This is a genomic window from Arthrobacter sp. PsM3, assembly GCF_030433895.1.
Lineage (GTDB): Bacteria > Actinomycetota > Actinomycetes > Actinomycetales > Micrococcaceae > Arthrobacter.
The window spans coordinates 15,055-38,373 of sequence record NZ_JARUXE010000038.1 but is presented as its reverse complement, the minus strand read 5'-3'; the positions used below and the strand labels follow the sequence as shown (position 1 = coordinate 38,373).

The window sequence follows — 23,319 nt, the reverse complement described above, 5'->3', positions numbered from 1 at the left end:
CACACCGGGCTCCTGCTTGCCGTCCATGGAAACACACTATCGGGCACCTGCGACAAAAAGCGGCCACCAAAAGGGGCCACGGAGCTGACTATCCGTAAGCTTTGATTGAACGCCCAGCGCCTCGATCCAAGGAACCCATGCCAGTCAACAGACAGTCACTGAAAGAGGACGGGTTCACCGGTTTCCGGCCCCTCGCTGACCTTGACATCAACCGGATTCCGCAGAGACCCGGGATCTTCGCGGTGCTGCAGCCCGAGGGCTTCCGGCCGCAGTTCCTGGCCAAAAGCACGGCCGGAATTTTCAAGAAGAAGGACCCCACCCTGAAGCCGGAAGCACTCAAAGCCAAATGGGTCGACGGCGCGGACGTCCTCTATGTGGGCAAGGCCGGCCCCGGGAGCAAGGGCAACCGCGGGCTGCGCCGGCAGATCCAGGAATTCGTTGACTTCGGCGCCGGTAAGCCGCCTGGCCACTGGGACGGCAGGCTGGTCTGGCAGCTCGCGGCCGCCGGGTCCCTGATCGTCGCGTGGAAGGAGCTGCCCGTTGGGCAGCTCAACGCGGCCGAAGCCGGGTACCACGCCGTGTTCGTGAATGAGTACGGCCAGCTGCCATTCGCCAACCTGCTCCAGTCGCGGGTCAAGGGCAGTTAACCCCAGCTGGTCAGACGCCACCCCGGTATGTAAACCGGCCGGCCGCCAGGGTCGCGGCCACCGGCATCGCGGCAAAGACAGCGTCGGACACGGCCAGCGGGTCGCCGTCGAGCACTGCGATATCCGCCGGATCCCCCGGCCGGATCCGGCCCCGACCGCGCGTTGACGCGGTCAGGGCCTCCGTCCGGGTGAGCGCCTGCTCCGGGTGCCATGGCTCCCGCCCGTCCCGCCGCGCCCGGGTGGTGGCCGCCGACATGGCGGTCCACGGCTCCAGCGGCGCCACCGGCGCATCGGAGCCCAGCGCCAGGGTAGCCCCGGCAGCCAGCAACGACCGCAGCGGGAACGCCCGGTCAGTGCGCCCGGCCCAGTTGGAATCGGCAGCATCACGGTCATCCAGGGCATGGGCGGGCTGGACGCTCGCCGTCAGGCCCAGCCTGCCGAAGCGCGCGAAGTCCTGGCCGCGGACAAACTGGGCATGCTCAATCCGCCCGGCGATCCCGGCCGCTGCGAAGGCATTCAGCGCCACCGCGTTGGCGCCATCGCCGATCGCATGCACCGCAGGAACGAACCCGGACTCCTTGGCCCGGACCAGCAGTTCCAGCAGTTCCTGTTCGCTCACTGTAAGCAGCCCGTGGCCGCCGTGCGGATACGGTTCCACACAGTACGCTGTGCGGGTGTTCAGCGAGCCGTCGATCAGCACCTTGAGCGGTCCCACCCGCAGGAGCCCCGCCCCGCCGTCGAGCTCCCGCCCGGTCCGCATCCCGTCCGCAATGGCCCGCGACAGGTCCTGCGGATAGACGCCGACGTCCACCCGGAAATAGTCGAAACCACCGGCCACCCGCCGCCGCCACACGTCGCGGTTCCAGGTCATTTCGAAATCGACAATCCCCACTATCCCGCGTGCCGCCGCCGCCTGCCCGGACTCCCGCACCCAGGCATCCACGACGGCGTCCGGCAGATTGCCCAGCTCGCGGGTCAGTTCAAAGGCCGGTTGCTCACGCAGCAGCCCGGAGGCGTCCACCGCCACTCCGTAGCGTTCGGCCGCCGCGCTGTTGAGCCAGACGGAGTGCAGATCATGACTTAGCAGCGCGGTCGGCAGGCCCCGGGTGGCGCCGTCGAGCAACTCCCGGCTGGGAACATCCGCCCAGGCGGCGTCCCTGAAGCCCACGCCCACCACGGTCAGGCCGCCGTCGTCATGGCCGGCCAGTTGGGAGCGTACGACGTCGGCCGCCTCACGCGCCGAGGCGGCGCCGGAGAGGTCGATCCGGTTGGCGGCGAGGGCCCACTGGGTCATGTGGACATGCTCATCCCACAACCCCGGGATGACGCAGCGGCCGTCCAGATCAACCACTCCGGAAGCGGGGTGGCCGGGAATCCCGGCGGGACCGATCCGCGAGATGACGCCGTCGGTCACGTGCACGTCGTGAAGTGCCGTCCCGCCGGGGAACCGCACCGAGGCGAGCACGAGGTCGTTCACGGCATTGGCAGGAGTCTCAGGCATAGGGAACAGGCTATGGGCCGGAGCGCTCTGGACCAATCCGGACCTGCCACTGCACCAATCCGGACCTGCGGACGGCGCAGTTTCCGGGCGCCTACCCGGACACAGGACTTTCGCCTCTTGCCCAGGAAACACGCTCCAACCATGCTGGATTTCGGGCGGTTCCTGCACGGCCATTGGGGATGAACCGCTTGCTTGTCAGTTGTACGGTCTCGCTCGAACCTTGGGGAAGGAAAAGGCATTCTGCCCGTTGCCGCGCCTGCGGGAACTTGCAGGAGACCGCAACCAACATGACTGTCACCAACGATTTTTGCCTCTTTGAATCAGCACACAGCCTACGCGGGGGGAGCTCTGATGCGCCGTGACCCACAGGCAGCATGGAAACCGGGCCAGCGCATACTACGCGCACCCATCACACGGGGATCCCCGCATCAGAGTGCTCATCCGGATCGACGCCATTGAGGAGTCGGCGCGCGTCAACGTCCGGGGCGTCGTTACCCCCGCCAACATCCGGGCCCTGTACGTCGTCTGCCGCCGTGTGACAGCCAAACTTCCCGGCTACGAGATCGTCGTGGACCTCGCCCATGCCCGTGTGACGTACGAGGCCATGGAGGAACTCCACGATCACGCCCGCCAATCGGTTATGTCATCCGGCATCGACGGCTCCGTAACCCCGTGCCGGCTGCGCATTGTGGATCCGGCCACGGTCCTCAGAATCAAGGAGAACGCATGAAAGCCCTCGTTTATGGCGGTCCCGGAGAAAAGTCCTGGACGGACGTCCCCGATCCCAAGATCCAGAATCCGAGCGACGTGATCGTCAAAGTGGAAACCACGACGATCTGCGGCACGGACCTCCATATCCTCAAGGGCGATGTTCCCGCCGTGACCAAGGGTCGGATCCTGGGCCATGAAGGCGTCGGGACCATCACCGAGGTCGGCTCCTCAGTCACCAGCCTGAAGGTGGGGGACCGCGTCATCATCTCCTGCATCAAGTCCTGCGGCCACTGCGCCAACTGCAAAACCGGGCTCTATTCGCACTGCATGGGCGAGGAAGGCGCTTCCGGAACCGGCTGGGTCTTCGGCCACCTGATCGACGGCACCCAGGCTGAATACGTCCGCGTTCCATACGCCGAAAACTCCCTCCACCTACTCCCGGAGGGCGTCACCGACGAGCAAGCCGTGATGCTCTCCGACATCCTCCCCACCGGCTTCGAGATCGGCGTTCAGTACGGCCGTGTCAAGCCGGGCGACACGGTCGCCGTCGTGGGGGCCGGCCCGGTGGGGCTCGCCGCGATCGCCACCGCCGGACTCTACGGTGCCGCCACCATCATCGCCGTCGACCTTGACGCGAACCGGCTGGAAAAGTCCCGTGAGTTCGGCGCCACCGACGTCGTCCTCTCCAGCGACGCCGACTGGAAGGAGCAGGTGCTCGCGTTGACCGACGGACAGGGCGTGGACGTGGCAATTGAGGCCGTGGGCATCCCGGCCACTTTCGACATGTGCATCGCCGTCGTCCGCCCGGGCGGCAACGTGGCCAACGTCGGCGTGCACGGCAAGTCCGTGGAGCTCCATGTTGAGGACCTCTGGATCCAGAACATCAACATCAGCATGGGCCTGGTGAATGCCAACACCACCCCGATGCTGCTCAAGCTCGTGGCCCAGAAGAAGGTGCCGGCGGAGAAGTTCGCCACCCACCACTTCAGCTTCGATCAGTTCCTGGAGGCCTACGACACCTTCGCCCGGGCAGCGGAAACGAAGGCTCTGAAGGTCGTGATCACGGCATGAAAGCCCTGGTTGTTTACGATTCGGCGTACGGCAACACACAATCGGTTGCCGAGGCGATCGCCGGCTCGCTCGACGGGCTCCAGGCGAGTTCCGTCCCGGTCGGGGACTTCAAGCCCGAGACTCTCTCGGCCGGGGACCTCCTCGTGGTCGGAAGCCCGATCAACGGATGGCGCCCGACGCCGAAGATCACTGCGCTGCTCTCGGCCCTGGGAAACGGTGCACTCAACGGTGTAAAGGCTGCCGCGTTCGACACCCGCGTCCGGATGTTCATCCACGGCGACGCTGCCAAGAAGATAACCCATGCCCTGAAGGCCGGCGGGGCCGACATAATCGCCGAACCCATGCCGTTCTACGTAAGAGGCAGCGAAGGACCGCTGCGCAGCGGCGAAATCGAGAAAGCCGAGGGATGGGCACGAACCCTGCTCACCTCACTCACGAGCTGAGTCAGCTGATCTGAGTCAGCTGATCTGAGTCATCTGAAAGGACGGCGGCCATGCGACCAGGCCGGATAGTCATGCTGGTGCTGGGAACTCTTAGCGCGCTCATCGGGCTGGGGCTGCTGGCCGGCGCCGGAGCCGCGGGTTTCGCCAACTACCTGCAACGGGACAACGGATACTTCACGAGCCCGGCGGAACGCTACGTCACGAACTCCTACGCCCTGACAACACCCCGCCTGGACATCATGACCGACGGCGGAGTGCCGGAAACCGCCCCGGTCGGCGTCGTCGGAAGTCTCATGCTCAGCGGTTCCGCGTTGGCCGGCAAGGATGTCTTCATCGGGATCGGGCCGCGGAGCGACGTGGCGGCCTATCTGGACGGCGTCAGCCACTCCGAGATCACCGAGGTCCGGTTCAACCCGTTCCGGGTGGAGTACCGCGATGTGGCCGGGGCCAAGGTTCCGGCGAGGCCCGCGGACCAAAGCTTTTGGGCTGCGTCCGCCACCGGCCCGGGGGAGCAGCAGCTGAAATGGGATCTGCGCTCCGGCAGCTGGGCTGTGGTGATCATGAACGCCGATGCCAGCGCCCCGGTGGCCGTGGAAATGAAAGCCGGAGCCCGCTCCGACCTGCTGTGGCCCGTCTTCATCGGGCTGCTGATCGGCGGCATCGTGCTCCTGCTCATTGGAGTTCCCTTGATTGTGTTTGGCGCAGCAGGGCTGGGCCGCGGCAAGGCCGGCCCCCCTCTGCCCCGTCAGCCAGTGCCCGGCCAGCCGCAGCCAGTGTCCGGCCAGCCGCAGCCGCTGGCCGGGTCCTCCGCACCCCAGCTTTACGCGGCGGGTGCGGTGCCGGGTGCGGTGGCGGGCGTTCCGCCGGGTGCCGGGGTGCTCTATCCGGCCCGGCTCAGCGGCTATCTGGACCCGAACCTGTCCCGTTGGAAGTGGCTGTTCAAGTGGCTCCTGGCGATCCCGCACTTCATCGTCCTCTTCTTCCTCTGGTTTGCGTTCGGCGTGGTGACGATCGTGGCGTGGTTCGCGATCCTGTTCACCGGGCGCTACCCGCGCTCGCTGTTCAACTTCAACGTCGGGGTGATCCGCTGGAGCTGGCGGGTGGCCTTCTACTCCTACGGGGCGCTCGGCACGGACATCTATCCCCCCTTCACCCTGGAGCGCACCGACTACCCCGCTGACTTCGACGTCGACTATCCCGAGAAACTGTCCCGGGGCCTGGTGCTCGTCAAGTCCTGGCTGCTGGCCATCCCACACCTGCTGATCATCGCGTTGCTGACCGGGACCGCCCAGACCTGGGTATACCGCGACGGCCATTGGGTGCAGGTCGGCGTGGGGGCCTCCCTGATTGGGTTGCTGGTCTTCATCGCCGGGGTCATCCTGCTGTTCACCGGTGTGTACCCTCGGGGTCTCTTCGACTTCCTGATGGGTCTGAACCGCTGGATCTACCGCGTTAGCGCCTACGTTTCCCTAATGCGCGACGAGTACCCTCCGTTCCACCTGGACATCGGGCCCCGGGATCCGGGCGACACGGCTGCGATTCCCCCTGCGGTGCCGCCAGCCGGGCCCGAATTCGCGCCGGTTCCGGGAGGTCCCGGTGCCGCGCCGTCCGACTACGGCCAGCACGCCACGGGGGCCGCCCTGGCCGGGCCGGTTGGGACAGGTCCGGCTACATCAGGTCCCCGTGGGGCAGGTCAGCCCGGTCCGGCCCGGGACGAGGCGGGCTTCTACGGCATCGGCGGCCCGGCAGCTCACGGCGCGGATGAGCCGGAAGCGCCCGCCAGCCCGGACCATCCGCCGCGCGCCTGAACCGCCCGGGGCGTCTCTTCCCGCAGCGCCACGCCACCTGAACTGGCCGACGCCTCTTGCCAGCGGCTTCCGGCGAGAACATAGTGGAGGGAATTTACCACTCCACGGCGGGAGGCAGGGGATCATGCTGAACAACGAGGTGCCGGGAAGCGGGTTGCTGCAGGGCAAAACCGCGCTGATCTATGGTGCGGGCGGTTCCATCGGCGGCGCCGTCGCCCGGGCTTTCGCAGCGGAAGGCGCCTTCGTCCACCTCGCCGGACGTACCGGGTCACGGCTGGAAAAAGTAGCCCGGGACATCCAGGAGGAGGGCGGCCGGGCCGAAACGTCCGTCGTTGATGCCCTGGACGAGGAACAGGTCGACGCATTCGTGGACCGGGTGGCGAGGAAGAGCAAAAGGATCGATATCTCCTTCAACGTCATTTCCTTCGGCGACGTCCAGCAGCCCCTGATGGACATCGACGTCAATGACTTTACGCAGCCGATCAGCCTGGCCACCCGGGCCCATTTCCTCACCACCCGGGCCGCGGCGACCCATATGATCAAACAGCACTCCGGTGTGGTGCTGATGTTCGGCGGCTCCGGTCCGCAGACCCTGCCCGGTCTCGGCGGCTTCAAGGTGGCCCTGGACGCGATGGAGGGGCTTCGCCGGCAATGGGCCTTGGAACTGGGCAAACACGGCATCCGGGTGGTCACGATGGTGTCCGGCGGGATCATCGAGACGATCCCGTGGCAGACGGAGGGGCGGGAGGAGATCATCGTGGAGATCGCCAGGTCCGCCCACCTGAACCGCACCGCCACGCTGGCGGATGTCGGGAACGTCGCCTGCTTTGTGGCCTCGGACAAGGCCGGGGCCATCACCGACGCCACGGTCAACATCTCCGCCGGCGCGATCGTGGACTACTAGGGGCTACGCCACCAGGTTCGCCGCGGCGCCGTCCATGTGCTCGAGGATGGTCTGCCGCGCCAGCGAGGCGTCGCCGGACTCGATTGCCGTGACGATGTCGTAGTGCCGGTCGACGCTCATGTTGCTGACCGCCCGCTCCACGCCCGCGAACATGATCGACATGCGGATGGAACCCTCCAGGGACTCCCACGAGTGCAGCAGGGTTTCGTTGCCGGTGAGGCGGCACATGGTCCGATGGAATTCGAGGTCGGATTCGATCCGCTCTTCGAGGCTGCCTTCGGCCGCCTCCGCCATGGCACCAATCGCGGTGCGCAGCGAAACAGCGACCTGCACCCGGTCCGGCAGTTCGCACAGCGTGCGGGCGGCGAGCGATTCAAGCGCGGCCCGCACCGCGAAAATGTCGCGGATTTCCTTGGCGTCGAGGTGGCGCACTGACAGCCTGCCCCGCGGCCCCGCGGAGAGCAGGCCCTCCTGCTCCAGCTGGCGCAGGGCCTCCCGCAGGGTCCCGCGGCTGATCTGCAGCATGTCCGACAGCTCGGTCTCCACGAGGTGCCGTCCTGGTTCAAGTTCCCCGCTGGTGATGGCGATGCGGAGCGCGGACAATGCCTGTTCGCGGAGACTCTTCTTCTCGAGTCCCAGCAACGGTGCTGTAGCTCCGGCCATGGCGGGTGTCCTCAATATCGCGTGGTGACGGTTGACAACTCACTGTTAACCGTTGGTGTGTTAACTGTTGATCCTACGGCAGAAGCGCGGAACAGGCCTGTGCCCGTGCCGCGCTTCTGCCGTTGCCGCTTGCTAGCCCAGTTCTCCCAGTACCTTCGCCACGATTTTCTGGACCGTGAGTCCGTAGCGGTCGTGGAGGGTGGGCAGGGCGCCGGCGTCGAGGAACTGATCCGGCAGGGCGATCGGTACGACGCGTTTGGCCAGGCCGGCGGTGACGACGGCGGACGCGACAGTTTCGAAGAGCCCGCCGACCGCGCTGTGGTTTTCCAGCGTCACCGCGAGGCGGTCAGTGTTGAGCTCCGCGAGGACCGTCGCGGCGTCGAATGGTTTGATGGTGGGGGCGTGGACGACGGCGACGTCGACGTGGTGCGCGGCGAGGGCTTTTGCGGCCTGGAGGGCGCGCATGGTCATCAGGCCGCTCGAGATGAAGACGACGTCGGCGCCGCCGCGCAGGACCTTGGCCTTGCCGAGTTCGAAGCTGTAGTCGTATTCGTCCAGGACGGTCGGGACGTTGCCGCGCAGCAGGCGGAGGTAGCTGGGTCCTGCGCTGGCGGCGAGCTGGGGGACGGCCTGCTCGATGTCCAGGGAGTCGCACGGGTCCACGATGGTCAGGTTGGGCATGCCGCGGAAGATCGCCATGTCCTCGGTGGCCTGGTGGCTGGGCCCGTACCCGGTGGTCAGGCCCGGGAGACCGCCGACGATGTTGACGTTCAGGTTCGGTTCGGCCGCGTCCAGGCAAAGGAAGTCGTACGCCCGCCGCGCGGCGAAGACGGAGTATGTGGACGCGAACGGCACCAGGCCCGTCTCGGCCAGACCGGCGGCGGCCCCGAAGAGCAACTGCTCGGCCATGCCCATCTGGAAGAACCGTTCCGGGCAGGCCTGGGCGAAGATGTGCATGTCGGTGTATTTGCCCAGATCGGCGGTCAGGCCGACGATCTTGTCGTTGTCCTGGGCCGCCTTGACCAGGGCGTGCCCGAACGGGGCGGACGCGGTTTTCTGGCCCGGGTCCGCGAAGGACGCGATCATGGCTGAGGTTTTCAGCTTCGGTGCGGTGGAGGTGCTCATCGGCTGGCCTTCTCTTCGTATCCTGCAGTCAACTGCTCACGGCAGGTCTGCCATTCGTGTTCCTCGATGCGCATGAAGTGCGCCTTTTCGCGGTCTTCGAGCAGCGGCACGCCGCGGCCGACTTTTGTGTCGCACAGGATCACGGACGGACGTCCAGTGGCGGCGGCCTGTGCTGCTGCGTTGTCGAATGCTGCCAGCAACGCGCTGATGTCGTTGCCGTCCACGCGCTGGCTGTACCAGCCGAAGGCCTCCCACTTTTCGGTGACGGGTTCGGTGCGGAGCACCGTGTCGGTCTTGCCGTCTGCCTGCAGTGCGTTGATATCAACCATGGCAGTCACGTTGCCGAGGTGGTGGTGGTGGCCGCCCATCGCGGCCTCCCAGGTGGAACCTTCGTCGAGTTCGCCGTCCGAGAGGAAGTTGTAGACCCTCGCAGTGGAGCCCTGATGGCGCAGGCCCAGGGCGATGCCGACCGCGATGGAGAGCCCGTGGCCCAGGGAGCCGCCGGAGATCTCCATCCCCGGGGTGTAGGTGGACATCCCGGACATCGGGAGCCGTGAATCGTCCGAGCCGTAGGTTTCCAGTTCCTCGACCGGGATGATCCCGGCCTCGGCCAGAGCCGCGTAGTGCCCGATCGCGTAGTGGCCGGTGGAGAGGAGGAACCGGTCGCGGCCGGACCACTCCGGATCGTCGGCGCGGAAGCGCAACTGGTCCGCATAGACAGCGGCGAGCATGTCCGCCGCGCCCAGGGCCTGGCCCACGTAGCCCTGGCCCTGCACCTCGCCCATGTTCAGGGCATGGTGCCGGATCCGATATGCGGCGCCGCTGACGCGCGCCGTGCGCTCCGTTGCCGTCTCGCCGGGAATCCGCCCGGCCGTTTGAACTGCCTGCGTTGCTGCCATCAGACGATCACCGATTCGGGGGTGCTTTTGCTGGCCTCGTCCGCGAGCTGGCGCTCGCGCTTGCCCCAGGTTTCGCGGGTGGCGACGGCGGCCCAGAGGCCGATGGCGGCGTACAGGCTGAAGAGCAGTGCCGGTCCCATCCACCCGAAGCTGACAAACAGCAGCGTGGTGATGAACGGGGTGAAGCCGGAGACCATGGCCGAGATCTGGTAGGCGAGCGAGGCGCCGGAGGCGCGGGTCTTCGCCTGGAAAAGCTCCGGGAACCAGGCGCCCTGGGCGCCGGCGAGGGAGTTCTGGCACACAGCGTACGAAACGACGAGGGTGGCGATGATCAGGATGAAGAGTCCGGTATTGACCAGCAGGAACATGGGGATGCCGAACACCAGGGCGAAGGCGCAGGACCAGATGTAGAGCGGGCGCCGGCCGATCCTGTCCGTCAGCCGGGCCCAGGCCTGGGTGGCGAAGATGCCGATGGCCGAGGCGATGCACAGCGCCACAAGGGTCTGGGTCTTGTCGGCCAGATGCTGGCTGTTCAGGTAGGAGATCATGTAGGTGATGGACACGGCGTAACCTGCGGTCTCGGCAATGCGGAGGCCGATGCCCTTGACGATGTTGCGCCAGTCGGTCTTGAGGACCTCCGTGATGGGCGACTTCACAATGTCGCCGCTGTCCTTGACCTCGTCAAAAACAGGGGACTCGGGGACCTTGGAACGGATGATGAGGCCGACGGCGACCAGCACGATGCTGGCGAGGAACGGAATGCGCCAGGAGAGTTCGCCGCCGAGCTGGGCGCTGGCGAGGAACACCAGGTTTGCCAGTAGCAACCCGACCGGGAAGCCTGCCTGGACCATGCCGGTGTACTTGCCCTTGGACTTCCAGGGGGCATGTTCGTAGCTCATCAGGATCGCGCCGCCCCATTCCGCGCCGAAGGCCAGGCCCTGGACGATGCGGACGAACACGAGCAGGGCAGGAGCCAGCAGGCCGACCTGGCTGTAGGTGGGCAGCAGGCCGATCACGAAGGTGGCGATGCCCATCAGAATCAGCGATGCGACCAGAACCGGCTTGCGGCCGAGCTTGTCTCCCAGGTGGCCGCCTATGATGCCGCCGATGGGACGGGCGGCAAATCCGACGCCCAGCGTGGCGAAGGCGGCAAGGGTGCCCGTCACCGGGTCTCCGGTGGGGAAGAATGCCGTACCGAAATACAGGGCGGCGGCCGTGCCGAAACCGATGAAGTCGTAGGTCTCGATCACTGCGCCGACGCCGGAACCGATGGCGACCCGCTTTGCATCCTTGGTGCCGTGGATCGGGCCCCTCATGGTCAGAGCTTCTTTGCTCATTGTGAATCCCTTTCGAATAGCGACTGACGCCTCCGCGCCACCACTGTCGACTGTTAACAAATGATACGCCAGTGTGACCGTCGCCATACCTTAATGTCAACAGTCAACTTCAAAGGTTGACTGTTGACAGTCGACATCCGTAATGTGGTTTACATCACCACCGCCCCCGGGCATGACCAGAGGATCAACGACGATGTTCAACCCCCGACTCGGCTGCTCATCCATCAGCTTCCGCCACCAGGACCTGCCCGCGGCGCTGCGCACCATCACCGACCTCGGCTTCGGGGAAATAGACCTTGGCGCGCTCCCCGGCGTCTGTGACCACGTCCCCTATGACCTGGATGCCGGCGCCGTCGCCGCGGTGGCGGCCGAGGTCGTCGCCTCGGGGCTGCGGGTCCGCTCGGTCAACGGGGACGTCGGGGACCTGAACGCCGTGCTCGACGCCAAGGGCGTCGCGGCCCGCGAGCGGCACCTCGAGGCCCTGCTCACCCTCACGGCGGATACAGGTGCCAGGGCCCTGGTCCTTCCCTGCGGAGCCTTGAGCCACGATCCGGTCCGGAGCCTTGAGGAGGATCTGGACACCATCGCCGCCGGGCTGATGTACGCCGGCCAGCGCGCAGCCGAGTTCGGCGTCGAACTCTGGACCGAATCCCTGCACTTCCTCCGGTTCTGCTGGAGCCTCGAGCGCGCCGAGCTGCTGGCCCAGCGGTTGACGGGATCCGGCGTCGGAATCGTCATGGACTTCAGCCACATCGTGGCCGCCGGTGAGGATCCGCTGGAGTACCTCCGGCGCCACGAGGGCCGGATTTCCCACATCCACCTCCGTGACGCGGTCCCCGGAAACATCAACCTGAGCATCGGCAACGGCCACGCGGACTTCGCAGCAGGGCTCCGGGCTGCCGCCGCGCAGGGTTACACCGGGCATTTCTCGCTCGAACTCGAAACCCGGGACGTTACCCACGAGGAACGCCCGGCCGCGGCCGCCAAGGCCGCCAGCTACATCACCGACCTCATCTGACCGGCAAAAGCCACAACAAACACACCATTCAAGGAGCATCATGAGCAACACCATCCAGCGCACCGCCGTCCTGACCGGAGCCACCTCGGACCGGGGCATCGGCATCACCACCGCACGCCGCTACGCCAACGACGGCTGGGCCGTCGTGATCCTGGACCTCGACGGCGAGAAGTCCGCCAAAGTGGCCGCCGACATCGGCAACGAATTCAACGTTCCCGCCTTCGGCCACGAGATCGACGTCGCCAGCGAGGAATCCGTCGCCGCCGCCTACCAGGCCGTGGCGGCCGAGGTCCGTTCCGGGAACCTCCCCCCGGTCGGTGCCCTCGCCAACATTGCCGGCATCACGTCGCCGGTGCCCTTCCTGGAAACCACGCTGGAGCTGTGGAACAAGGTCATGGCGGTGAATTCCACGGGCACCTACCTCGTCACCAAGGCTTTCCTGCCGGACATGATCGCGGGTGGCTGGGGCCGGATCGTCAACATGTCCTCCGTCTCGGCCCAGCGCGGCGGCGGCGTCTTCGGCAAGGTCCCTTACTCCGCAGCCAAGGCCGCCATCCTCGGCTTCACTAAGGCGCTTGCCCGTGAAATCGGCAGCACCGGCGTGACCGTCAACGCCATCACCCCCGGCGCGGTAGACACCAACATCCGGGTTGGCAGCACCGACGAGCAGGAAGCCGCCATCAACGCAGGCATTCCCGTGGGCCGGAATGCCAGCACCGAGGAAATCGCGGCCGTGATCACCTTCTTGTCCTCCGAGGAGTCCGCCTACCTCACCGGAACCACCATCGACATCAACGGCGGAAGCCACATCCACTAGCAGCCTTCGCAGGCGCAGGTTAGAGAGCCCAAGATGACCAGAATATTCAACGACCCCGCCGACTTTGCCGAGGAAGCCCTCGCAGGATTCTGCGACCTCCACTCGGACCTGGTCCGGCAGGTGCCAGGCGGTGCCGTCCGCCGCCGCCGCTCGGCCAGCCCCAAAGTCGCTGTGCTGGCCGGCGGCGGCTCGGGCCACTACCCGGCCTTCGCCGGACTGATTGGCGCAGGACTGGCGGACGGTGCCGTGGTGGGAAACATCTTCACGTCACCCTCGGCGCAGCAGGCGTATTCCGTGGCGAAGGCCGCAGAGAACGGCGCCGGCGTCGTCTTCGCGTACGGTAACTACGCCGGCGACGTGATGAACTTCGGGATGGCCGGCGAACGGCTGGCCGCCGAAGGGATCGCCGTCGAGAACGTGCTCGTGACGGACGACATCGCCAGCGCGCCGCCGTCGGAGGCCGGCAAGCGCCGCGGCATCGCCGGGGACTTCACTGTCTTCAAGATCATGGGGGCCGCCGCCGAGGCGGGCGCAAACCTGGCCGACGTCGTCCGGCTCGGGCGCAAGGCCAATCAGCTGACCCGGAGCATTGGAAGCGCCTTCCATGGCTGCACCTTCCCGGGAGCGGCGGCGCCGCTGTTCACGCTCAAGGACGGGGAAATGGGCCTGGGCCTGGGGATCCATGGCGAGCCGGGGCTTTTCGACACCGAGCTTCCGTCCGCGACGGAGCTCGGCCGGGAACTCGTCTCCCGCGGGCTCGCAGAGACACCCCAGGGCGCCGGCCGGCGGATCGCAGTGATCCTGAACGGCCTCGGTTCCACCAAGCACGAAGAGCTGTTTGTGCTGTGGCTGACCGTTGCCCCGCTGCTCCGTGCAGCGGGTTACACGCTGGTGATGCCCGAGGTCGGCGAACTGGTCACAAGCCTGGACATGGCCGGCGTCTCGCTGACCGTCACCTGGCTGGATGAGGAGCTCGAATCCCTCTGGACGGCCCCGGCGGAAACACCCGCCTACCGGCGGGGCGCGGCTGCCCTGCTGCCAGGATCCGCGGACACCGAGGAGGCTCCCGACTGCGCCGGTGCTGCTGACGTGTTCGGGGCCGGGGAGGGTTCGCGGGCGTACGCCGACAAGTGTATTGCTGCCCTCGGCGCCGCCCGCGAAGCGCTGCATGAAGCCGAGCAGCGGCTCGGAGACCTCGACGCTGTTGCCGGGGACGGCGACCACGGGCGGGGCATGGTCCGTGGAATCGATGCCGCAACCGCCGCCGCCGCGGGGGCTTTCGCCCAGGGCGCGGGCGCCGGCGACGTACTGGCCGCGGCCGGCGACGCCTGGGCGGACAAGGCCGGCGGCACCTCCGGGGTGTTGTGGGGTGCCGGCCTGCGGGCCTTCGGCGAGTCCCTCGGCGACGGGCAAGCCCCCGGCGTGGACGAGCTTGCCGCCGCGGTGCAGTCCTTCGCGTCCCGGATTGTTGAGCTGGGCCACGCCGAGGTGGGCGACAAGACCATGGTGGACGCGCTGGTTCCTTTTACCGACACGCTCCGTCGTCTGGCGCACGGAGGGGGCGCACCCGGGCTGATCTGGGCCGAGGCGGCCGGGGCGGCCACCGCCGCGGCGGAAGCCACCGCAGCCCTGCGTCCGCGCAGGGGACGAGCCCGTCCGCTCGCGGAAAAGAGTGTGGGGACGCCCGATCCGGGGGCCACCTCGCTGGCGATGATCTTCAGCGTCATGGGACCGCACCTCACCGCCGTCCGGCAGCCGGCGGGAGCCAGCTCATGAGCCGCTCCCAGACAGGCCCCGCATCGGCCGAGGGTGCGGCGGAAGGACTTCCGGCGGGCATCCGCCTCATTGTGGGCGCCGACGAGGCCGGCGTCGACTACAAGGACCGGATCCTGGCGGATCTCCGCTCGGACCCGCGGGTCAGCGAGATCATCGACATAGGCGTCAACCGCGGCGACGCACCCGAGCAGTTCACCCGCCCCTACCCGTACGTGGGGATCGCGGCCGGCGAGCTGATCCGGGACGGCCATGCGGACCGGGCCATCCTGTTCTGCGGGACGGGGATAGGTGTGGCCATCGCCGCGAACAAGGTGGACGGCATCCGCGCGGCCACCGCCCACGACTCGTTCAGTGTGGAGCGTTCGGTGCTGTCCAACGATTGCCAGATCCTGACGATGGGCCAGCGGGTGGTCGGGGTGGAACTGGCCCGCCGGCTCGCCAGGGAGTGGCTGGGCTACACCTTTGACCCCACCTCAGCCTCGGCGGAGAAGGTGAAGGTGCTCACCGACTTCGAGGGCTGCTGAGTGCGGCCCGTTACTGGACCGTCACCTTGACGCGCTGCACCACGTTGTTGCCCATGCCCTGGTAGTTCCAGACCTGCTCCAGCGGCTGGGTGGCACCGGTGGCGTCGGTGGCGCGGCAGGACAACTCGTGGTCTCCGGGGTCGGCCACCCACGGCAGGGACCAGGCGCACCAGGCGAAGGGCGCGGCCGGGTGCTGCAGCTGCGCCGGCGCCCACTTGCCGTCGATTCCCACCTCGACGCGCCGTACCGCACCCTCGCCTGACCATGCCCGGCCGGTCAGCATCACCGGCCCGGCCGGCACGATCCGGCTCCGGGTGAAGAAGTCCGGGATGCCCGGGGGGACCATCAGGGCGCGGACCTTGATCCAGCTCACCGGCGTGCCGGCGTCGTCCGCGTCCTGCTGGTAGCGGTACGCGACGGATTGCTGGAATCCCTCGAACGGCTTGGTCAGCACCGCGATCGAGGACAGCCACTTCACGCTCGCCATGCCGTACCAGCCCGGGACCACCAGCCGCAGCGGGTATCCGTGCTGCGGCGGCAGCTCATGGCCGTCCATCTGGTAGGCCAGCACGATGTCGGGGCGCAGCGCCTCGGCAATCGGGAGGCTCCGGGCGAACTGCTGCCGGACGCCGCCCTGGATTCCGCTGTCGGCACCGGTGAACACCACCTCCACAGCGTCGTCGTCCACCCCGGCCTGGGCCAGCAGATAGGCGAGCGGGACCCCGGTCCACACGGCGGTGCCGACGGCCTCGAGCTGCCAGGGCTGGCTGAGGGGACGGGGCCGCAGCAGCGAGCGGCCGTTGCCGGCGCATTCCAGGGTCACCGGGACGCTGATCATCGGCGCCCGGCGGAGCGCTTTCAGGTTCAGCTCCAACGACCGCTGTACGGCACCGCCGATCTGCAGGTGCCAATGCGCGGCATCGATGAACGGGATGTCGAAATGGTTCAGCAGGTAGTGCAGCCCGGGAGGTGTGGTGTCACTCCGCAGGGCCTCCAGCGGCATCGAGTGATTCCGCACGGCGAGCTGGAGTTCCTCCGCCGTCAGCGGGCCGTGGCTCGGTTCGCCGGCGTGCGGCGCGAGCTTCCGTCCGTGGCGCGGTGTTTTCAAGATGGACGAGTGTCGCGACATCTGCTTTGGCATGGCACTGCGATTCTGTTCCGGACCGGCCCGGCTGTGGACCGGTGTCACCCGTCTTCAGGTCTACGCCGCAGCCCGGAACCCGTCAATACTGTGCAGTCCGGCACGGTGGTGGCTGCGCGCGGGCCTAAATCGTGTGCGACTCGGCCAGGAATTGTGCCAGGCCCAGCGGTTCGCGCCCGGTGAGTTCGTGAACGGCGGACGTCGGCCCGGCCAGTTCGCCGGCGGCGATCGCGGTGTAGGTGCTCACCCAGGCGTCCACCTGCCACGGCGGAGCACCGTAGGAGGCCCGCGAGGCGTAGGCCTCCTCGAGGGTCTCATCGTGGAACGTGATGGTCCGGCCGGTCCCGGCGGTGAGGAGTTCCGCGGCCGTGGCCAGGGAAATGTCTTCGGGGCCGGTGAGATCGTAGCTTCGGCCGACGTGCAGGGCCGGGTCCCGGAGCACGGTGACGGCGGAACGCGCGATGTCCGCCCGGGCGACCGCTGCCATGACACCGTCCCCGGCGGGGCCGCGGATAACGCCGTCCGCACCCGTCAGCAACGGCAGGAAGTCCAGGTAGAAGTTGTCCCGCAGGAAGGTGAAATCCATCCCGGAGGCCTCGATGTGCTCCTCGGTGGCGAAGTGGTCCCGGCCAAGAGTGAAGACGGAATCAGCTGCCGCGCCGAAGAACGAGGTGTAGACGACGTGCCGCACGCCGGCCGCGGCCGCCGCGTCCACAAACGTGTAGTGCTGCTGCAGCCGGTCCTCGGCCTCGGCGGCGGAGACCATAAAGAGCGTCGTCACCCCCTCAAGGGCGGCTTTCGCGAGCACCGGGTCGGCGTAGCTAACCACCACGGGGTCAGCGTGTTCCAGGTCCGGAGCCCGGCGGAGGTCGCGCACAAGGAGCCGCTGCGGGGTGCCGGCTTCGGCGAGCAGCCGGGCCACCACGCCGCCCAGGTGTCCGGTGGAACCGGCGACGGCGAGCGTGGGGGCGCCGGTCATGGGCTTATGCCTCCCGGGAGGCGGGTGACTTGGTCTGCGCCGGGTCGCGTTCAGCCAGCGGGCCGATGACGGCGTCGATCTTCTCCATGATTCCGGCGTCCAGTTTCACCCCGGCGGCCGCCACGTTCTTCTCGATCTGTTCCGGCCGCGACGCACCCATGATGGCGGAGGCCACGTTCTTGTTCTGCAGCACCCAGGCAATGCTCAGCTGGGCCATGGTCAGCCCGGACTCCTCCGCGATCGGCTTGAGCTGCTGGACGCCGGTGAGGACCTCATTGGACATCCAGCGCTCGATCATTTTCGAGCCGCCCTTGGAATCCGTGGCGCGGCTGCCCTCCGGGGCTGGCTTGCCGGGGTGGTATTTGCCGCTCAGCACGCCCTGCGCCATCGGCGACCAGACGATCTGGGAAAGGCCGAGCTCCTCGGAGGTCGGAATCACCTCGGCCTCGATGACCCGCCACAGCATGGAGTACTGCGGCTGGTTGGAGATCAGCTGGAAGCCGAGTTCCTTGGCGAGGGTGTGGCCGTCCCGGATCTGGCTGGCCGTCCATTCGCTGACGCCGATGTAGAGGGCCTTGCCCTGCCGCACGATGTCCGCGAAGGCCTGCATGGTCTCTTCCAGCGGGGTTTCGTAGTCGTAGCGGTGGGCCTGGTAGAGATCCACGTAGTCCGTCTGCAGCCGGGTCAGTGAGCCGTTGATAGCCTCCAGGATGTGCTTGCGGGACAGGCCAAGATCGTTGTGGCCCTTGGGGCCGGTGGGGCCGAAGACCTTGGTGAAGATTTCCAGCGATTCCCGCCGCTCATCCCGGAGGGCCGTGCCGAGCACGGTCTCCGCGGCCGTGTTGGCGTAGACGTCCGCGGTGTCGAAGGTGCTGATACCGGCGTCGAGGGCGGCCCGGACGCACTGGGTGGCGACCTCGTTCTCCACCTGGGAACCGTGCGTGAGCCAGTTGCCGAAGGTGATTTCCGAAATCTTGAAGCCGCTGTTCCCGAGGTATCTGAATTCCATGGGTTTCACCGTAGCCGACTTGTCTGCCCGGGGTAAGGCCTCAGCCTGCTTTGCGCTCCTGGGCCTGGGGTTTGGGCAGTTGTTTGCCCTGCGGCCTGGGCAGTTGTTCGTTCAGGGGCCTGCCCAGAGGCTTCCTGGGCAGCGGCAGGCGGCCGGGAAGTGAAACCATCGAGCCCGTGTCCAGCAGTGACTTCGCGGCGGGCATCGGGGATTTCTTGAAGGCCGGCGGGACCGTGCCGAGCTGGCCGTTCCGGTCCGTGGCTGACTCCACGAGCGGCGCCACCGCAGCTATGTCCTGGGCAGGAGCTGTGGGGCTGGGCAGTTCGCGGACCGAAACCTTGACTTCCGGGGCAGCCGCCGCCTTGGCCCGGGCGATGGCACGGGCATCGGCCCGCGCGACGGCGGCGGACCAGCCCGGCGCAAGGACGGGTTCCTTCTTGGCGGGCTTGGCGGGCCTGGCGGGTTTGCCCGGTTTGGCGGACTTCGCCGGTTTGGCAGTCTTGCCGGACTGGGGCTGCTGGGCGTCTCCGATGGTCCGGAGCGGGCGGTCCTGCTGGACGGGTGGGGCAATTCGTTCGGCTCTGCTGCCGGTCCGGAACAGCCCGCGCCCCACGGCCATGACGGTCACGGCGACCAGCCGGCCGAGGCCGGCGATCACCAGCGTGGCCACAAAGACGAGGAAGAGGCCGAAGAACATGACCAGCGCCACTCCCAGGGTCCCGAAGAAGGTCAGGTTGAGGGCGATGGTTGTCGGATCTCCCATTTCACCTCTCCTAACTGGCCTCGCCGCAACGGCTCCCGCCCAGGACGGCGGGCAGAACGGGACCCCTTAACAATACGTACTTTTCCCCCCGGACACGCAGGCATCCGGCGTCTTCGCGGACACGTGTCAAAGCGGGTATGCGTGCCGCCGCCGCGGTGCGGCCGGGAGGTGCGTCTATAGTCGGAAGGAGCCTGCCGGCGTCGTCCGGCCCCCGGAAAGGATAAACTGTGTCGCCCCCAGCCGCCGCCGGTCCCGGAACCCCTGCCCAGCCGGACCCGGCACCGTTCCAGGGCAACTGCCCGTGCCTTTCCGGGGAGAAGTACGGGGAGTGCTGCGGGCGCTTCCACCGCGCCGAGGCGGAAGCTCCAACGGCTGAACAACTGATGCGCTCCCGGTACAGCGCCTTTGTCATGCTGGACGCCGGCTACCTCTTGCGGACCTGGCACCCGGACACCCGGCCGGCGGTGCTGGAACTGGACCCGGACATGCACTGGCGCCGGCTGGATATCGTCTCCACCGGGCGCGGCGGCCCGCTGGACACCGAGGGGACCGTGGAGTTCAAGGCCTACTTCCGGCAGGATGGCGAACGCGGAGTCCACCACGAGGCGAGCCGCTTCCTGCGCGTCAACCGCCGCTGGTATTACTACAACGCCGTCGACGTCGAGTTCGGCTGATCGGCCGCCACAGCAGCCAACGGGCGGTTGAAACGGGCGGTTAAACAGCTGCCTGCCTAGCGTTCCTCGACCGTGTCCACCGGCGCGAACCCGGCGCGGTCCACCTTGCGGTGGAAATGCATGCCGGCGGTTCCGCCGATGACAGCGCCAACCAAAGCCACCGCGGCCACCACCACTGCAGCGATGATGCTGGTGCTGGTCAGCTGGCCCTCGTTGACCGGGATCCGGGGGAAGCTGTTGAGCTGGGCCAGGATGTTGTACTTCTGGCCTGCCACGAGGCCGAGGATGGCGACAACGACCGCGGCGATGAGGGCCCAGATCCACACCATGAACCCCTGCTTCGCTCCGTTGAAGCGCGCCATCCGGCCGGCGACGTAGCCGCCGGCGAAGTAGGACACGAATAGGATCACCAGCAGCACGATGATGCCGACGAGTCCCACGGATTCGTTGCCGGAGGTGACCGTGGCGTTGACGTCCGTATTGGTGGCAAGCCCGACGGCGGTGCCGGCAGCGGCGACCAGCGCGGTCAGGAGCACAGCCAGACCGGTGGCGGCGAGCCAGCCGAAGAAGGCCGAACCGATCTGGATCCCACCGAACTGCTCCTTTTCGCGGGCCACCACGGTTTCGCGGGTGGGAATCTCTTCGACGACAGTGTCGCGCGGGGCAGTGACAAGTGGGGGCTCGTCATGGCGCACGGCCGTTACGGGCTGGCTTCGGGTCGGCTCCGTACGGACCGGTTCAGTGTGGACCACGTCCTGGGCCCGGGTGGGCGCGTCGGCAGCGGCACCTGTCGGGAGGGCGCTGGTGTCGTTGGCGGCGGCGGTGCCGGGGCGGGCAGCATCCTGCCGGGCGTCGTGGATCCGGGCGTCCTGGCTCACGGCCCCATCCTCGTCACGTGCGCGCCGGGGAGTGTGATCTTCGGGGCCTGCTGGGTTGCTCATCGGGACTGCTCACTTTCACTGAATGACCCGCGCCCATTGTTTGGGCCGGGCACCGCAAGGCGGAGGCCGGTGTTCGGGCCTCAGGTCCACCTAATCACGGGCAGTCATAGGTAGCAAGGATGCTTACTATTTATGGGGGCGGGAACCGGGTGCCGGGCCCCGTCAGCGGTATTTCCGGTGCAGGTCCACCTTCACCGATGCGCGCGGGCTGGCATCGGCGATCCATGGCCCGGTTCCTTCGGACTGGTCCAGGACCCCGGCCTCCAGCCATTCGTAGTCACCGGCCAGGACTTTGCGGGAGAGCACGTGGTCGCCGTCGTCCGTGTTCCTCCAGAGCTGGTCGAAGTATTCATCAACCCGCACCCGGGCCTGCTCGCAGAACGCCTCGGCGAGTTCATAGGCGGACGCGCCCTTCTCCGGCGAGGTCCGTAGCAGCATTTCCGCCCGGGAGCAGGCGGCGGCCATCGCGAACAGTTCGGCCCCGATGTCCACAATCCGGCCCAGGAACGCCTGTTTGTGCTCGAGCTTCGCCTGCCACCGTCCCATCCCGTAGAACGTCTGCCGGGCCAGCCGCCGGGAGGACCGCTCGACGAAGCGCAGCTGCTTTGCCAGCCGGCCGAAGTCGCTGTAGGAACGGGGGTCCATCCCTGCCCCTGCGACAAGCCTGGGCAGCCACTTCGCGTAGAAACCGGACGCGCCGACGGCGGCCCTGGCCTTGTCGGACAGGCTGGCGTCCTCGGAGGCGAGGTCTCCGGCAGCCGCAAGGTGCGCGTCCACGGCCTCGCGGGCGATCAGCAGTTTCATGATCTCCGAGGATCCCTCGAAGATCCGGTTGATGCGCAGGTCGCGGAGCTGCTGCTCGGCCGGCACGGCGCGCTCGCCGCGGGCCTCGAGCGAGTCCGCGGTTTCGAAGCCGCGGCCGCCCCGGATCTGCACCAGCTCGTCGGCGATCCGGCAGCTGATCTCCGTCGACCACAGCTTGGCGAGGGCCGCCTCGATCCGGACGTCCTTCTGCCCGGCGTCGGCCATTTCAGCGGACAGCTCGAAGACGGCGTCCAGGGCGAAGGCGCTGGCCGCAATGAAAGCGATCTTCTTGCCCACGGCTTCATGCTCGCCCACCGGCCGGCCCCACTGGGTGCGGGCATTGGACCATTCCCGGGCGATCTTCAAGCTCCACCGGCCGGAGGCGACGCAGAGCGCCGGAAGCGCCAGCCGGCCGGTGTTGAGGGTGGTGAGTGCGATTTTCAGACCCTGCCCCTCCCGGCCCAGCCGGTTGGCCGCCGGCACCCGGACCTGGTGGAAGCGGGTGACACCGTTCTCGATGCCGCGCAGGCCCATGAAGGCGTTGCGGTTTTCCACCGTGATGCCGGGAGAGTCCATCTCGACGACGAAGGCGCTGATGCCGCCCTTGTGGGCCGTGCCGTCAGCGTCGGTGCGGGACGGGACCAACGCCATGACCACCACCAGTTCGGCGATCACGCCGTTGGTGGTCCAGAGCTTCACCCCGTCCAGGAGGTAGGACTCGCCGTCATCCGAGGGGACGGCGGTGCTGCCCATCCGGGCGGGGTCGCTGCCGACGTCGGGCTCGGTCAGCAGGAACGCGGTAATGGCGCCGGCGGCGCAGCGCGGCAGGTATTCCTGCTTCTGCGCCGGGGTGCCGAAGACCTTCACCGGCTCGGGGACGCCGATGGACTGGTGCGCGGAGATCAGGGCACCGAGGCTCGGGTGGACGGAACCCAGCAGCGCCAGCGCCCGCCCGTAATAGACCAGTGAGAGGCCCAGCCCGCCGTAATCGCGGGGAATCTTCATGCCAAAGACCCCCATGTCGGCGAGGTCCTTGAGGTACTTGTCCGGAATCATCGCGTCGCGCTCGATGGTGCGCCCGGACATCGTGCGGCAGTAGTCGGTCAGGCGGGCCATAAACGCTTCACCGCGTTCGACGTCGTCCGCCGGGGCGTCCGGCCAGGGGTGGATCAGGCTGAGGTCAAAGCTGCCGAGGTACAGGCCCTTGGCGAAACTGGGCCGGTCCCAACTGGTTTCGCGCGCGGCTTCGGCGATGGCGCGCGCGTCGGCCGCGGTGGCGGCCGGACCGATCGCACCGGACGGGACCGGGACCATCGAGGCGGGGCTGTCGGCAGGATTGTCAGTGGCTGGATTCTCAACGGCGGAGCTCATCGGGCATCTCCTCTAACCGGGTTACCGGCTCGAGCCCTGGATCCGCCGTGGGTGGAGGACCCTTCAGCTGTCCCGCAAGACTACCCGCGGGTAGGTGCCGGTACTAGGGGCCGATTGGCCCATAATCTCGGCCGCGATGTCGCCGACGAAGTCACCCGGAAGCTCAACCGTGGACGCGTGGTGGACCAGCCGGTCCCAGGCGTGGTTGATGCCGTGGACAAGTCCCAGCAGGACGTTCGCGGCGATGATCCAGGCGAGCCGGCCCACGCCGACCAGGACCATGGCAGCGAACGACGCCGTCATCACGAAGACCGTGAGTACCAAGGCAAAGACAAGCGTTCCCACGAACACCAGCGTTGCCGTTTCCACTGCGCTTAAGTCGAACTGCATTCT

The 23,319-nt window shown here is 67.5% G+C and carries 23 protein-coding genes; 11 read left to right on the top strand and 12 right to left on the bottom strand.

Going from position 1 to position 23,319, the window contains the following annotated elements:
- The first annotated feature begins 137 nt into the window (after window positions 1-137).
- The gene (locus QCD75_RS17735) at window positions 138-647 is read left to right on the top strand and encodes a hypothetical protein (RefSeq protein WP_301230725.1); all 510 of its coding nucleotides are present in this window, start codon (window positions 138-140) and stop codon (window positions 645-647) included.
- Window positions 648-657: 10 nt separating this feature from the next.
- Here the strand turns inward: QCD75_RS17735 and QCD75_RS17730 are convergent, their stop codons facing one another.
- Window positions 658-2,148, bottom strand: coding sequence for an amidohydrolase (locus QCD75_RS17730; RefSeq protein ID WP_301230724.1), 1,491 nt, complete (start codon window positions 2,146-2,148; stop codon window positions 658-660).
- A 433-nt stretch (window positions 2,149-2,581) separates the two neighbouring features.
- Here QCD75_RS17730 and QCD75_RS17725 point away from each other — a divergent pair, with 433 nt between their 5' ends.
- The 5 genes from QCD75_RS17725 (at window position 2,582) to QCD75_RS17705 (ending at window position 7,085) form a co-directional block, all read left to right on the top strand.
- Window positions 2,582-2,878, top strand: coding sequence for a hypothetical protein (locus QCD75_RS17725; protein ID WP_301230723.1), 297 nt, complete (start codon window positions 2,582-2,584; stop codon window positions 2,876-2,878).
- Window positions 2,875-3,930, top strand: a complete 1,056-nt coding sequence (locus QCD75_RS17720; protein WP_301230722.1) for a zinc-dependent alcohol dehydrogenase family protein — start codon at window positions 2,875-2,877, stop codon at window positions 3,928-3,930. The genes QCD75_RS17725 and QCD75_RS17720 overlap by 4 nt, the downstream gene beginning before the upstream one ends.
- Complete coding sequence (locus QCD75_RS17715) at window positions 3,927-4,373, top strand: flavodoxin family protein (protein ID WP_301230721.1); 447 nt, start codon at window positions 3,927-3,929, stop codon at window positions 4,371-4,373. The genes QCD75_RS17720 and QCD75_RS17715 overlap by 4 nt, the downstream gene beginning before the upstream one ends.
- Window positions 4,374-4,423: 50 nt before the next feature.
- Window positions 4,424-6,181, top strand: coding sequence for a DUF4389 domain-containing protein (locus tag QCD75_RS17710; RefSeq protein WP_301230720.1), 1,758 nt, complete (start codon window positions 4,424-4,426; stop codon window positions 6,179-6,181).
- A gap of 124 nt (window positions 6,182-6,305) precedes the next feature.
- Entirely contained in the window at window positions 6,306-7,085 is a 780-nt protein-coding gene (locus QCD75_RS17705) for an SDR family NAD(P)-dependent oxidoreductase (protein WP_301230719.1), read from the top strand.
- 3 nt (window positions 7,086-7,088) lie between these two features.
- Here the strand turns inward: QCD75_RS17705 and QCD75_RS17700 are convergent, their stop codons facing one another.
- The 4 genes from QCD75_RS17700 to QCD75_RS17685 all read right to left on the bottom strand — a co-directional run bounded on the left by QCD75_RS17700 (window position 7,089) and on the right by QCD75_RS17685 (window position 11,109).
- Window positions 7,089-7,748, bottom strand: coding sequence for a GntR family transcriptional regulator (locus QCD75_RS17700; protein WP_301230718.1), 660 nt, complete (start codon window positions 7,746-7,748; stop codon window positions 7,089-7,091).
- Window positions 7,749-7,880: 132 nt separating this feature from the next.
- Window positions 7,881-8,873 (bottom strand): transketolase family protein, encoded by a 993-nt coding sequence (locus QCD75_RS17695; protein ID WP_301230716.1) that lies wholly within the window; start codon window positions 8,871-8,873, stop codon window positions 7,881-7,883.
- The gene (locus QCD75_RS17690) at window positions 8,870-9,772 is read right to left on the bottom strand and encodes a transketolase (protein WP_301230715.1); all 903 of its coding nucleotides are present in this window, start codon (window positions 9,770-9,772) and stop codon (window positions 8,870-8,872) included. The genes QCD75_RS17695 and QCD75_RS17690 overlap by 4 nt, the downstream gene beginning before the upstream one ends.
- Complete coding sequence (locus tag QCD75_RS17685) at window positions 9,772-11,109, bottom strand: MFS transporter (RefSeq protein ID WP_301230714.1); 1,338 nt, start codon at window positions 11,107-11,109, stop codon at window positions 9,772-9,774. Before QCD75_RS17685 ends, QCD75_RS17690 begins: the two co-directional genes overlap by 1 nt.
- A 193-nt stretch (window positions 11,110-11,302) precedes the next feature.
- On the opposite strand from QCD75_RS17685, the gene QCD75_RS17680 reads away from it, so the two are divergent.
- Genes QCD75_RS17680 through QCD75_RS17665 form a run of 4 tightly spaced genes read left to right on the top strand, consistent with a single transcriptional unit; the run spans window position 11,303 to window position 15,244 of the window.
- The gene (locus tag QCD75_RS17680; protein WP_301230713.1) at window positions 11,303-12,127 is read left to right on the top strand and encodes a sugar phosphate isomerase/epimerase family protein; all 825 of its coding nucleotides are present in this window, start codon (window positions 11,303-11,305) and stop codon (window positions 12,125-12,127) included.
- Window positions 12,128-12,167: 40 nt separating this feature from the next.
- Window positions 12,168-12,944: an SDR family NAD(P)-dependent oxidoreductase gene (locus QCD75_RS17675; protein WP_301230712.1), complete on the top strand. Its 777-nt coding sequence runs from the start codon at window positions 12,168-12,170 to the stop codon at window positions 12,942-12,944.
- 33 nt (window positions 12,945-12,977) lie between these two features.
- Window positions 12,978-14,720, top strand: coding sequence for a dihydroxyacetone kinase family protein (locus tag QCD75_RS17670; protein WP_301230711.1), 1,743 nt, complete (start codon window positions 12,978-12,980; stop codon window positions 14,718-14,720).
- 59 nt (window positions 14,721-14,779) lie between these two features.
- The gene (locus QCD75_RS17665) at window positions 14,780-15,244 is read left to right on the top strand and encodes an RpiB/LacA/LacB family sugar-phosphate isomerase (RefSeq protein ID WP_301230728.1); all 465 of its coding nucleotides are present in this window, start codon (window positions 14,780-14,782) and stop codon (window positions 15,242-15,244) included.
- Window positions 15,245-15,254: 10 nt separating this feature from the next.
- Here QCD75_RS17665 and QCD75_RS17660 read toward each other — a convergent pair whose 3' ends face one another.
- The 4 genes from QCD75_RS17660 to QCD75_RS17645 all read right to left on the bottom strand — a co-directional run bounded on the left by QCD75_RS17660 (window position 15,255) and on the right by QCD75_RS17645 (window position 19,136).
- Window positions 15,255-16,385, bottom strand: coding sequence for a sulfite oxidase (locus QCD75_RS17660; RefSeq protein ID WP_441005509.1), 1,131 nt, complete (start codon window positions 16,383-16,385; stop codon window positions 15,255-15,257).
- Between the two features lie 124 nt (window positions 16,386-16,509).
- Entirely contained in the window at window positions 16,510-17,364 is an 855-nt protein-coding gene (locus QCD75_RS17655; RefSeq protein ID WP_301230710.1) for an SDR family oxidoreductase, read from the bottom strand.
- A 4-nt stretch (window positions 17,365-17,368) separates the two neighbouring features.
- Entirely contained in the window at window positions 17,369-18,373 is a 1,005-nt protein-coding gene (locus QCD75_RS17650) for an aldo/keto reductase family protein (RefSeq protein WP_301230709.1), read from the bottom strand.
- A 40-nt stretch (window positions 18,374-18,413) separates the two neighbouring features.
- The gene (locus QCD75_RS17645; RefSeq protein ID WP_301230708.1) at window positions 18,414-19,136 is read right to left on the bottom strand and encodes a hypothetical protein; all 723 of its coding nucleotides are present in this window, start codon (window positions 19,134-19,136) and stop codon (window positions 18,414-18,416) included.
- A gap of 227 nt (window positions 19,137-19,363) precedes the next feature.
- Between QCD75_RS17645 and QCD75_RS17640 the strand changes: the two genes are divergently transcribed.
- Window positions 19,364-19,810, top strand: a complete 447-nt coding sequence (locus QCD75_RS17640; RefSeq protein ID WP_301230707.1) for a YchJ family protein — start codon at window positions 19,364-19,366, stop codon at window positions 19,808-19,810.
- A 56-nt stretch (window positions 19,811-19,866) separates the two neighbouring features.
- Here QCD75_RS17640 and QCD75_RS17635 read toward each other — a convergent pair whose 3' ends face one another.
- From QCD75_RS17635 to QCD75_RS17625, 3 genes are all read right to left on the bottom strand, one after another.
- Window positions 19,867-20,751: a TIGR04086 family membrane protein gene (locus QCD75_RS17635; protein WP_301230706.1), complete on the bottom strand. Its 885-nt coding sequence runs from the start codon at window positions 20,749-20,751 to the stop codon at window positions 19,867-19,869.
- 162 nt (window positions 20,752-20,913) lie between these two features.
- A complete protein-coding gene (locus QCD75_RS17630) occupies window positions 20,914-22,926 on the bottom strand; it encodes an acyl-CoA dehydrogenase family protein (protein WP_301230705.1) in 2,013 nt (670 codons plus the stop codon).
- A 63-nt stretch (window positions 22,927-22,989) separates the two neighbouring features.
- The gene (locus QCD75_RS17625; RefSeq protein WP_301230704.1) at window positions 22,990-23,316 is read right to left on the bottom strand and encodes a hypothetical protein; all 327 of its coding nucleotides are present in this window, start codon (window positions 23,314-23,316) and stop codon (window positions 22,990-22,992) included.
- Between the last annotated feature and the right edge of the window lie 3 nt (window positions 23,317-23,319).

Excerpts from the sequence above, each read along its gene's own strand:
- QCD75_RS17735 (WP_301230725.1), top strand. The coding sequence starts at position 138 with ATGCCAGTCAACAGACAGTCACTGAAAGAGGACGGGTTCACCGGTTTC.
- QCD75_RS17730 (WP_301230724.1), bottom strand. The coding sequence starts at position 2,148 with ATGCCTGAGACTCCTGCCAATGCCGTGAACGACCTCGTGCTCGCCTCG.
- QCD75_RS17720 (WP_301230722.1), top strand. The coding sequence starts at position 2,875 with ATGAAAGCCCTCGTTTATGGCGGTCCCGGAGAAAAGTCCTGGACGGAC.
- QCD75_RS17715 (WP_301230721.1), top strand. The coding sequence starts at position 3,927 with ATGAAAGCCCTGGTTGTTTACGATTCGGCGTACGGCAACACACAATCG.
- QCD75_RS17710 (WP_301230720.1), top strand. The coding sequence starts at position 4,424 with ATGCGACCAGGCCGGATAGTCATGCTGGTGCTGGGAACTCTTAGCGCG.
- QCD75_RS17705 (WP_301230719.1), top strand. The coding sequence starts at position 6,306 with ATGCTGAACAACGAGGTGCCGGGAAGCGGGTTGCTGCAGGGCAAAACC.
- QCD75_RS17700 (WP_301230718.1), bottom strand. The coding sequence starts at position 7,748 with ATGGCCGGAGCTACAGCACCGTTGCTGGGACTCGAGAAGAAGAGTCTC.
- QCD75_RS17695 (WP_301230716.1), bottom strand. The coding sequence starts at position 8,873 with ATGAGCACCTCCACCGCACCGAAGCTGAAAACCTCAGCCATGATCGCG.
- QCD75_RS17690 (WP_301230715.1), bottom strand. The coding sequence starts at position 9,772 with ATGGCAGCAACGCAGGCAGTTCAAACGGCCGGGCGGATTCCCGGCGAG.
- QCD75_RS17685 (WP_301230714.1), bottom strand. The coding sequence starts at position 11,109 with ATGAGCAAAGAAGCTCTGACCATGAGGGGCCCGATCCACGGCACCAAG.
- QCD75_RS17680 (WP_301230713.1), top strand. The coding sequence starts at position 11,303 with ATGTTCAACCCCCGACTCGGCTGCTCATCCATCAGCTTCCGCCACCAG.
- QCD75_RS17675 (WP_301230712.1), top strand. The coding sequence starts at position 12,168 with ATGAGCAACACCATCCAGCGCACCGCCGTCCTGACCGGAGCCACCTCG.
- QCD75_RS17670 (WP_301230711.1), top strand. The coding sequence starts at position 12,978 with ATGACCAGAATATTCAACGACCCCGCCGACTTTGCCGAGGAAGCCCTC.
- QCD75_RS17660 (WP_441005509.1), bottom strand. The coding sequence starts at position 16,385 with ATGCCAAAGCAGATGTCGCGACACTCGTCCATCTTGAAAACACCGCGC.
- QCD75_RS17655 (WP_301230710.1), bottom strand. The coding sequence starts at position 17,364 with ATGACCGGCGCCCCCACGCTCGCCGTCGCCGGTTCCACCGGACACCTG.
- QCD75_RS17650 (WP_301230709.1), bottom strand. The coding sequence starts at position 18,373 with ATGGAATTCAGATACCTCGGGAACAGCGGCTTCAAGATTTCGGAAATC.
- QCD75_RS17645 (WP_301230708.1), bottom strand. The coding sequence starts at position 19,136 with ATGGGAGATCCGACAACCATCGCCCTCAACCTGACCTTCTTCGGGACC.
- QCD75_RS17635 (WP_301230706.1), bottom strand. The coding sequence starts at position 20,751 with ATGAGCAACCCAGCAGGCCCCGAAGATCACACTCCCCGGCGCGCACGT.
- QCD75_RS17630 (WP_301230705.1), bottom strand. The coding sequence starts at position 22,926 with ATGAGCTCCGCCGTTGAGAATCCAGCCACTGACAATCCTGCCGACAGC.
- QCD75_RS17625 (WP_301230704.1), bottom strand. The coding sequence starts at position 23,316 with ATGCAGTTCGACTTAAGCGCAGTGGAAACGGCAACGCTGGTGTTCGTG.